This window comes from Marinobacter sp. (genome assembly GCF_041690455.1).
GTDB lineage: Bacteria > Pseudomonadota > Gammaproteobacteria > Pseudomonadales > Oleiphilaceae > Marinobacter.
This window is the reverse complement of record NZ_JAWLHI010000101.1, coordinates 1-9,873: the sequence shown is the minus strand read 5'-3', so window position 1 is coordinate 9,873 and position 9,873 is coordinate 1. Positions and strand designations below refer to the sequence as shown.

Here is a 9,873-nt window from a genome sequence, read left to right as displayed (position 1 = left end):
CTGTGAAGGGAAGACCCACCCGGGCCGAACTCCCGGACCATCAGGCTGGGAAACCAGGTGAAACTCAAACAAGAAGCTCAGTCATATCCGGAGGCAGACCGGAGAATGGAACGAACCGGCTTCCATACCGCAGGCGCCGAAATCAGGATGTCGCGGCCCCACAGGTCGGCCGGGTAACCTGCCGGTACCTCACCGAAGTGACCGGCGGTGGCGTCGGCTTCCTTGGCGATCAGTCGGGCCGCCGCGAAGTCCCATGGGCTGACGTTTTCGTAGTAGATGTCCAGACGACCACAGGCCACCCAGCAGATATCCAGGGCCGCCGAGCCGATGCGGCGCAGGTCCCGGCACTGGTGGATCATGGCATCGAGGCGGCGGACCAGGGGTTCCAGGTTGTCCTTGGTGTAGGGGAAACCCGTGGCAAACAGGGACTGGCGGGGCTCGGTGGCGCCGCTGTGTTTGATCGGTTTGCCGTTCATAGTGGCGCCTTCGCCCTTGGTGGCCCGGAAGGTTTCGCCGGGGAAGGGGGCGTGGACGACGCCGGCCTGGACTTCTCCCCTTTCGGCATAGGCAATGGAAACCGCGACCTGGGGATGGCCGTAGGCATAGTTCACGGTGCCGTCGATCGGGTCCACGATCCACAGGGGGGTGTCCAGTTCTTCCGCCTGGGACAGGTCCGGCATGGTTTCTTCGGACAGGATGCGGTGGTCCGGGAAGCATTTGCGGATGGCGCCGGTGATGAACTCATCGGCCATCACGTCGGCGTGGGTGACCAGTTCGGTCTGGTGTTTGTAGTCGGTGCGGAGGGTGTTGTCTTCCCGCTCACGGCGGATCAGTTCCCCGGCTTCGCGGGCCAGGGATTCGGCAAAATCGGTGATATCGCGAAGGGAAACGGAAGCAGACATGGCGCCCTCATTGGTCTCGTGGAGTGAGGACGCCAGTCTAACACGATGGTGTTACAGGCTCTGCAGCCAGCGCTCCATCTTGTCCATGGCCAGGACCAGGCGAGGGCAGGCCTGCTCGACGAACTCGTCGCCCAAGTTCAGCTCGGCGTAATCATCGCCGGCCAGCTTCAGGGCCTCACGGCCATCGAAATCGACGAACGCCAGGCGGGCGCCCAGGTGATCCGGCACGAAGCCGAAGTCGCTGGACGGCAGGATGGCCACGCCGGTGTTCTCCAGCAGGGCGGTGCAGAAGGCCTGGGAGGTCTTGATGTCCTTGCGGGCCAGCTGCTCGCGGAAGTTGGAGAAGTCCGGGAACAGATAGAACGCGCCCTCCGGCTTCTGCACCACGGCACCCATCTCGCTCAGGCGGCGGTGCATGTATTCACCCACCACCTTCAGGACCCGGCGGGACTGCTTCAGGTATTCCTCGATGTCGTCACCACCCTGGAACGCCGCAATGGCAGCGTGCTGGATCGGCGCGCTGGTTGCGGTGTAGGTCTCGCTGGCGATGATCGCCATGGCATCCTGCAGCGGGCGCAGCTCGGGCGGGAAGATGAAGGTGCCCAGGCGCCAGCCGCCGGCGCCGGCCCACTTGGACAGGCCGGTGCTGATGATGGTGCCTTCCGGGTAGTAGCGGGCAATGGACTTGTGCTTGCCTTCGAAGTGCACTTCCCCGTAGATCTCGTCCGAGAGCAGGATCAGCCTGTACTTGCGGGCGACATTGGCGATCGCCAGCAGCTGGTCGTCGGTGTAGGTGCAACCGGTCGGGTTGGACGGGTAGTTGAGGATCAGGATGCGCGGCCGCGACGGGTCGTCCCGGCAGAAGATGTCCAGTTCCTCGGCAGTCAGCTGCCAGTTGTTCTCGGCGTGGGTCGGCAGCCAGTGTACCGAACGGCCGATGATGCGGGCCTGGGGCGCGTAGGAAACCCAGCTCGGGCGCGGGATCAGCAGGTCGCCGTAGTAGGCCAGCTGGAGCATGAACAGCAGTTCCTTGGAACCCGGGCCGATCAGGACGTCTTCCCAGGTGCAGCGCATACGCTCATTGCGGTTGATGTAGCCCGCGATGGCTTCACGCAGGCCCTTGAGGCCTTTCACCGGGAGGTAGTCTTTCTCGTGGGCGTGTTCCTTGAGGGCGTCCACCACGCGATCGGGTACCGGGAACGGGGATTGCCCCAGGCCGAGCTTGATGATGTCTTTTCCTTCGGAACGCAGCTGGTTGCTCAGCTCGTTGATGCGGAGGGTGGCGGAGGGCTGGATGCCCCGGACGTTCAGGTTAATCGCGTATCGGTGGTCGTTCTTGATGTCCATTGTTCCGGTCTGTTGGTTGGAAATGACCAGCACAGTATAGGAAACCCAAACATATCTGTGACATCCACGCGGATAGGTGATTGCCGAAAATCCGGGGTCTACTTTCGTCGTGTCCGGTCCGCTCAGCGGGACTGGACCCAGACCTCAACCCGGCCATTGCGCTCACTGCCGCGACCACCGACCGGCATGTAATGACCATAGCCGGTGTAGGCGACATCGGAAACTCCCTCGGCCGCCAGTGCCTTGCGCACCGACAGCGCCCGCAATTCGGAAATCATCTGGGCCCGCAATTCGTTGCTCTGCTGGTCGGCAAAACCGATCAGCATCAGATCGTCTGCGCTCTTGCCCGTCTGCGCAAGGTAATCCCGGACCCTGCGCAGATCCCGCAGTGCCTTGTTGTCGAGTTTGGTGCGGCCCTCGGCAAAACGGAAATTCACGGTCAGCCGGTCATATCGCTCGGTCAGTCGCCGGAAGGATTCGGGGACGGAATCGTCGAACTCGGGCCGGACCGCGATCGGGTTCTGGGAAATAAAGCCGGATTTTGCTACCAGCTCCTGGCCGGTGCCGGCCAGGGCGAAGTCGATCAGTCCCGCGACCAGTTCGTTGTCAGGGCTTCCCGGGGTATACATGAACAGGCGGCGGGCCAGCGGGTAGTCCTCGCTGGCCACTGTCAGCTGGTTGGGCTTGAGGGCCGGGGCATCGCCTTCGGAGATGGCCAGCACCTTGCTGTTGCGCACCGATGCCAGGCCTGCAAAGCCGATGCCGGAAGGGTCGTGGCTGACGTCGTCGGACAGCTGGTCGTTGGACTCATAGCGAACGGCCGAGGGGTCCAGGGAGTATTTCTTGGCAAGCACCAGGGACTTGAACGTATCCCAGGTGCCGGAGCGGTCGTCCCGGGCATACAGCTTGATGGGCCGGTCCGGGCCGCCCACCTCGGACCAGTTGCGGATGTCACCGGCATAGATCTGACCCAGGGTATCGATACTGAGCTGGCTCACCGGGTTGGACGGGTGCACGAGAATGGCCAGGCCATCGATGGCGATGACGTGTTCGCTTTCCAGCGACATCAGATCCGCCCGGTTGCGGAATTGCTCGATCTCCTGGCCCTTCACCGGTCGCGAGGACGCCCAGACATCGGCCTGCCCGGCGGCCAGTGCCTTGTAACCGGTACTCGATCCGTGCGCGGCCACCAGGACCTCGATGGCCTTGCCGTTGCTGCGGGCCAGAATACGCTGCTCGTTCTCACGTCCGGTGGCTTCGGTCCGGACCGGTTCGCCGGTATGTTGTTCCAGGTAACCGCTGACCAGCATCGGGGCCAGGGTGGCGCCGACGGTGTTGGAGCCGTGAATTTCCAGTCCGGCCCCGAGGCCGGCTGTGCCATAGGTAGTCAGGGCCAGAGCGGCCAGGGTTGTCAGGGCCTTCGGGGAAAGCAGTCTTCGCATTCTGATTGTGCCTTATGGAGGTTGTTTCTCGAGGTCGGTCAGAAGAATGCGACAGAAATATGACAATCAGGTTTCAGTGCTGTAACCGATTGTTGTCAAACACGGAAAACGGTCAGAAGCGGTGGGGTTCGAGCTCCATATTAAGAATCTTCGAGCCCAGCATGATCACCCGCCCGGTGTACCGTTCCTCTCCGGTGGAGGTGAAGTCAAACAGGAAGCGCCGCCAGACTCTCAGCCTGCCCTGTTCGTCCCGCTTGAACCAGAGGCCACGCAGGTACACGGCATCGTCCAGCAATTCGACATCCATGGTTTTGCAGTAACGGCGAGCCGCCTGCAACACGAAATCCTTGATGGCCTTGGCACGCCACCAGTACCAGGCGGCAAAGCCGGCCAGAAAGAGCCAGAACAGGTTTCCCAGAGTCACAGCCAGTTATGTTCCCTGAAAGCAGGTCGGAAGGGGCTTCAGGGTACACGATTGAGTGCTGGCTTGAAATTGTCCGGTCCCATTAGGCTTTGGTCGTAAATGCCGTTTGTTCTGCAAAATATGGCTTGGCAGGCGACAGGTGGGCGATATGCTTGATCGTCCCGACCGATTGGCAACCGCCACGGATACAACAAAAAAGAGAGTCCGCCATGCAAGCAGTACAACAGCAGGACTTCAGGGCGTTGGTGGAGCATCACCCCCGCGCGATCATGTTGTCTACCACCGAGCCGCGCATCGCCTACGTCAATCGCAGCTTCCAGGCCGTCACCGGTTATCGCCATGAAGAAGTACTCGGTGAATCACCTTCGGTACTGAGTTCCGGTCTGCATTCCCCGGAATTCTACCGGGGCATGTGGGAGAGCATCCACAACAACGGGCGCTGGGAGGGGCTGATCTGGAACCGTCGCAAGAACGGCGAAACCTACCCGCAATGGTTGTCCATCTATCCCGTGATCCAGGGCTCCCGGAAGTTCTATGCCGGCGTGTTCATGGATGTGGGCGATCCGGCAGCCGGGGACGAACGCCTGGCATCCCTGGCCTATTACGATCCGTTGACCGAGCTGCCCAACCGTTCGCTGTTTCAGGAATTCCTGAAAGCCCGGGTGGATCGCCGGCAAGGTGCTGTCGGCTGTTTCGGGGTGTTGTTCATTGATCTTGATTTCTTCAAGTCGATCAACGATCTCCACGGGCATGACTGTGGCGACCGGGTACTCAGGGAAGCCTCCCGCTGTATCCGGACTGCCCTGCGGCGTAACGACGTGCTGGCCCGTCTGTCCGGGGACGAGTTTGCGGCCATTGTCGAGGTCGAGAACGATCTGGAACTGGAGAACATCGGCGAGCGACTGAACCGGGTGTTCCAGGATCCCGTCCGGGTGGATGGTCGTGAGTATTTCCTGTCGGCGTCCGTGGGCGGCGCCATGTTTCCGGACCACGGGCGAACCAGTGCCGACTTGCTGCAGAATGCGGACCGGGCCATGTATACCGCCAAGGTGGCCGGTCGTGCCTGTTTCCGTCTGTACAGTGCCGTGGAGAGTGAGCAGGGGCGACGGGAACAGCGTCTGTCCGAGGCACTGATTGCCGCCCTGAAGACCGCACCGGAACAGTTCCGGGTGGTCTACCAGCCCCAGTTTGACCTGGACACCGGGCGCGTCGTCGGATTGGAGGCTCTTTTCCGGTGGCTGCATCCGGAGTTTGGCGAGATCTCACCGGCGGATTTTATCCCCATCGCGGAACAACGGGGCCACATTCATGATCTGACCGAGCATCTGTTGCGGTGCGTCCAGTCGGATCTCGACAGTGTGTCCGAGGTGCCGCTGCCCCAAGGGATGCGTATGGCCATCAATATTTCCGCCCGGCAGATTACCGATGCGCGTCTGGACCAGGTGCTTGGCCCCTTTTTCGACCGCCTGGCGGCCCTGGGCTGGCGTCCGGAGCTGGAAATCACGGAGACCCATCTGATGAGCCTTTCCGCCCGTTGTCTGCAGCGGCTGCGGAGGTTTGGCGAACAGGGCGTTGGCGTTGCCATCGATGATTTCGGGACCGGCTATTCCTCCCTGGCCTACCTGCACACTTTACCGGTGCAGGTCCTGAAGATTGATCGCCAGTTTACCCGGCAGCTGGGCACCGATGCCCGGGACGCGCGCATTGTCTCGGCCATTCTCGGCATTGCCGAGGCTTTGGGGCTGGAAGTGGTGGCCGAAGGAATCGAGAGTGACGAGCAGCTGGAGAAGTTGCGCCAGCTGCGGTGTCACCGGGGCCAGGGCTATCTGCTCGGCAAGCCCTTTGGGTGGAGTCAGGTTGTTGATGTTCTGATTGATGGACATCAATTCCGGTATGATTATGTGGCTTCCTGACCAGGTGATTGCAATATATGGCTAGGGTTTCGGGGCGATTTCCAATACAAAGAGCAAAATCCCTCAAAATTGTGTGGTTTTATGTCCCGGGAATCCTTGGCAACCGTAGAACTGGACGGCTTCCTCCGCCTGAATCGCGCCTCACTGTCAGAATTTCAGGCAGCGCTGCGGTTGTTGGCGGTCTTGCCATCGATTCAGTGCAGGTCGGCAGGCGACAGTGATTCGGCTGTTGGCGCCCTCTATGTCGCGCCGTCTGACCATGGCACGGTTATTTGCCTGGCGGTGGAGCAGGCATTGATGATTACCGGCTGGGACTCCCCCGTGCCCCTGTGGTTGCGCGTCCTGGCGGGCCAGGTGCGTATTGGCGAGAAGAGAGGGGGGCGAGACGTTCATAGCGACGCCTGCCGTACCGCCCCGGGGGCGTTGACGCTGCATCTGGCGCCAGGCACCCGGGTGGTCATGGTCATCCCGTCAGAGCGAATACCGGTACCGGTGGGGCCAGCTTCTCGGTCCGTCTCCGGCAGCACGGTCTGCTGTCTGATTGACCGTTTCCTTCTGCAGGCAAGGTTTTTTCTGGACAGTAAACAGGCCGTAGCGGGCACCCGGCAGCTGGTTTCGCGTCTGGTGGAACTGGAGACGACGGGCCAGGTTCTCGCCGACCTGGAGTTGCCAACGCTCGATCGCCGGGTACAACGAGCCATCGACCGGATCCGGAGCAAGCCGGACTGGCAATTCGACCTGCCGGAACTGGCCAGTCATGCCGGAGCCAGCGAACGCAATCTCTACTACCTGATGAAGCGGGAGACCGGGGTAACGCCCTATCGGTTCTATCAGCGTTGCCGGCTGGTCCGTGTGCGCCGCCGCCTGGTGGACTGCCAGTGCGAGGTACCCCACATCTCTCATTACGCCGCTGACGAGGGATTTAGTCATCTCGGGCGCTTTGCCGCGCTGTACCGAGAGCACTTTGGCGAACTGCCGAGCGAGACCATTCAGTGGCGGCGGGCACTCCTGGACCGGGCAGCCGGCAGACAGGCCAGCTGAGTCACCGCCTGATCCGCAAAAGAAAAAGCCCGGTTACCTTTTGGTAAGCGGGCTTTTTCAGTTGCGGCTGTCAGTGACCTGTGGCCGGTTTTCCGGCTTCGGCCTCGTCACCATACTCATCGGCGGCCGAGCCGTGATGATCCCGCGCCAGCAGAATGTAGAAGGCCGGCAGCACGAAGATGGTTAACAGGGTACCAATGCCCAGGCCGGCACTGATGGTCAGGCCGATGGCAAAACGGCTCTCCGCACCGGGGCCGACGGCGATCAGCAGCGGTACCATGGCGAAGATCAGGGCCAGGGAGGTCATGATGATCGGCCGCAGGCGGATGGCCGCCGCTTCGATCACCGCCTGGACCTTGTCCAGACCACGCTCCTTCTGCAACAGGTTGGCGAACTCCACGATCAGGATGCCGTTTTTCGACACCACCCCGATCAGGGTGATCAGCCCCACCTGGGTGTAGATGTTCATGGAGGCGAAGCCCAGCACGATGAACGCCATGGCACCGGCCACGGACATGGGCACCGAAACCAGGATGATGAACGGATCACGCCAGCTTTCGAACTGGGCGGCCAGGACCAGGTAGATCACCAGCAGTGACAGGAAGAAGGTCACCACCAGGGCGCTGCCCTGGGTCGCCAGCTGGCGGGTCTGCCCGGTGTAATCCGAACTGAATCCTTGGGGGAAGACCTCATCTGCGGTCTGCTCCATGAAGTCCATGGCGGTTCCCATGGCCACACCCGGCATCACCACCCCTTGCAGGGTGAGTGAGTTCAGCTGGTTGAACTGGGTCCGGTTGGACGGCTCGACATCGTGGCTGAAGCTCACGACACTGCCCAGGGGCACCAGGCCGCCAACGTCCGTGCGGATGTAATAGTCGTTGAGGGCCTGTTCATCCAGTCGGAACTGCTGGTCGACCTGGGGAATGACCTGATAGGAGCGGCCTTCCATGCTGAACCGGTTGATGTAGCCGCCGCCGAGCATGCTGGACAGCGCCTGGCCAATGTCCTGCATGGACAGCCCCAGGTCCGCGACCCGGTCCCGATCCACATTAATACGGGTGATTGGCCGGTCAAAGTTGATGGATTTCTGCAGGAACATGAAGTTGCCACTGGCCATGGCTTTGCCCTGCAGCTCGTCCGCCACCTGATCCAGCTGCTCGTAACTGCTGCCGGTGGTGATGACGAACTGGAACGGCAGACCGCCGCCGGAGCCCGGTAGGGACGGGCGCGGGAAGACCGCGGTTTGCAGCCCGGTGACGTTTTTCAGCTCGGCGTCGAGCATCGGCTGAACTTCAAACTGGCTTACCTCCCGCTCGCTCCAGGGCTTCATCTTGAAGCCGCCGAAAACCGCGTTGGGGCTGGTGATGCCCAGGATCATGAAGTCCTCGTTGTAACCGGGTACGGTGGCCATGCGCTCCTGAACCTCGTTACCATGCTCGCGCAGGTAGTCGAGGGTGGCGGTCTGGGGTCCAAGGCCCTGGTAGAACAGGATGCCCTGGTCCTCGGTGGGCGCCAGCTCGTTCTGACTCATCATCACCATGAAGTAGATGGAACCCAGCACCACCACGGCAAAAAACACCACCACGGATTTGGTCTGCATCAGTGACGCCAGGGCCGACTTGTAGGCACTCGAAAGACCGTTGAAGGTCTTCTCCACCAGTTCCTCGAAGCGTCCCGGGTTGCCGTGGGGCTTGAGGACCTTGCCGGACAGCATGGGTGACAGCGTCAGCGCCACGATGCCGGAAATCACCACGGTGCCTGCGAGGGTGAAGGCGAATTCGGTGAACAGCGAGCCCACCAGGCCGCCCATGAAACCGATAGGCGCGTAGACCGCCACCAGAGTGGTGGTCATGGCGATGATCGGCACGGCCATTTCCCGGGCCCCGTTGATGGCGGCTTCGAACCGGGATTCGCCTTGCTCGATGTGCCGGTGCACGTTTTCCACCATGATGATGGCGTCGTCCACCACCAGGCCGATGGCCAACACCATGGACAGCAGCGTCAGCAGGTTCAGGGAGAACCCGAACATCAGCATGATGAATGCGCCGCCGATCAGGGATAGCGGCACTGCCACCGAGGGCACCACCGATGCGCGAATGGAGCCCAGGCACAGGAATACCACCACCAGCACGATGAGCAGTGCTTCCAGCAGGGTTTTGATTACCTCATTGATGGAGTCCTCGATGAAGTCGGAGGCGTCATAGGCAAGCCGGACATCCAGGCCCGAGGGCAGCTGGCTTTCGATATCCGGCAGTGCGTCCTTGACCAGGCCTGCCACCGTCAACGGGTTGGCGCCGGGTGCCAGTTCGATGGCAACGTAAGTGGCCGGCTGCCCCTTGTACAGTGCCAGCTCGTCGTAGGTTTCCGAGCCCAGCTCCACGCGGGCGATGTCCTGGAGCCGGATCTGGGTGCCATCGCTGGTCTTCACCACCAGGTTGCGGAACTGGTCCGGGTCGGCCACATCGGTATCGCTGGTCATGGCGATTTCGACATACTGGCCCTTGGTGTTGCCCACCGCAGCCTGGTAGTTGTTGGCCCGAAGTTTTGCGACGACTTCCGGCGGGGTCATATCGACGGCGGCCAGTCGCTCTGGATCCAGCCATACCCGCAGGGCGAACTTGCGACCGAACAGCCGGGCCTTGCCGACGCCCGGGAGTGCCTGCAGCTTGGGCTGCACCACCCGGGTCAGGTAGTCGGTTATCTGCGGTACGGCCAGCTCGGTACTGTAGAAGGCAATGTACATCAGCGCGGTGGACTCGCCGGTGGTAGATGTGATCACCGGGTCCTGTGCTTCTGCAGGCAGC

The 9,873-nt window shown here is 61.7% G+C and carries 7 protein-coding genes; 2 read left to right on the top strand and 5 right to left on the bottom strand.

The features are described 5' to 3' along the window. Positions 1-77: 77 nt before the first annotated feature. The 4 genes from ACESMW_RS17515 to ACESMW_RS17500 all read right to left on the bottom strand — a co-directional run bounded on the left by ACESMW_RS17515 (position 78) and on the right by ACESMW_RS17500 (position 4,115). Positions 78-902: an inositol monophosphatase family protein gene (locus ACESMW_RS17515; RefSeq protein ID WP_372988272.1), complete on the bottom strand. Its 825-nt coding sequence runs from the start codon at positions 900-902 to the stop codon at positions 78-80. Positions 903-953: 51 nt separating this feature from the next. Continuing rightward, positions 954-2,249, bottom strand: a complete 1,296-nt coding sequence (locus tag ACESMW_RS17510; RefSeq protein WP_372988271.1) for a pyridoxal phosphate-dependent aminotransferase — start codon at positions 2,247-2,249, stop codon at positions 954-956. 122 nt (positions 2,250-2,371) lie between these two features. Further along, a complete protein-coding gene (locus tag ACESMW_RS17505) occupies positions 2,372-3,691 on the bottom strand; it encodes a substrate-binding domain-containing protein (RefSeq protein ID WP_372988270.1) in 1,320 nt (439 codons plus the stop codon). Positions 3,692-3,803: 112 nt separating this feature from the next. After that, positions 3,804-4,115, bottom strand: a complete 312-nt coding sequence (locus tag ACESMW_RS17500) for a DUF3301 domain-containing protein (RefSeq protein WP_372988269.1) — start codon at positions 4,113-4,115, stop codon at positions 3,804-3,806. 209 nt (positions 4,116-4,324) lie between these two features. Here ACESMW_RS17500 and ACESMW_RS17495 point away from each other — a divergent pair, with 209 nt between their 5' ends. Both ACESMW_RS17495 and ACESMW_RS17490 read left to right on the top strand, forming a co-directional pair. Further along, positions 4,325-6,028 carry a putative bifunctional diguanylate cyclase/phosphodiesterase gene (locus ACESMW_RS17495; RefSeq protein WP_372988268.1) on the top strand — a complete coding sequence of 568 codons (1,704 nt, stop codon included), beginning with the start codon at positions 4,325-4,327 and terminating at the stop codon, positions 6,026-6,028. 96 nt (positions 6,029-6,124) lie between these two features. Next, positions 6,125-7,069, top strand: a complete 945-nt coding sequence (locus ACESMW_RS17490) for an AraC family transcriptional regulator (RefSeq protein ID WP_372988267.1) — start codon at positions 6,125-6,127, stop codon at positions 7,067-7,069. Between the two features lie 70 nt (positions 7,070-7,139). Here the strand turns inward: ACESMW_RS17490 and ACESMW_RS17485 are convergent. Next, positions 7,140-9,873: efflux RND transporter permease subunit (locus tag ACESMW_RS17485; protein WP_372988266.1), on the bottom strand; the 2,734-nt coding region annotated here is incomplete at its 5' end.

What these genes read in the sequence shown, in the direction of transcription:
- ACESMW_RS17505 (WP_372988270.1), bottom strand. Translation starts at nt 3,691, where the DNA reads ATGCGAAGACTGCTTTCCCCGAAGGCCCTGACAACCCTGGCCGCTCTG.
- ACESMW_RS17510 (WP_372988271.1), bottom strand. Translation starts at nt 2,249, where the DNA reads ATGGACATCAAGAACGACCACCGATACGCGATTAACCTGAACGTCCGG.
- ACESMW_RS17515 (WP_372988272.1), bottom strand. Translation starts at nt 902, where the DNA reads ATGTCTGCTTCCGTTTCCCTTCGCGATATCACCGATTTTGCCGAATCC.
- ACESMW_RS17495 (WP_372988268.1), top strand. Translation starts at nt 4,325, where the DNA reads ATGCAAGCAGTACAACAGCAGGACTTCAGGGCGTTGGTGGAGCATCAC.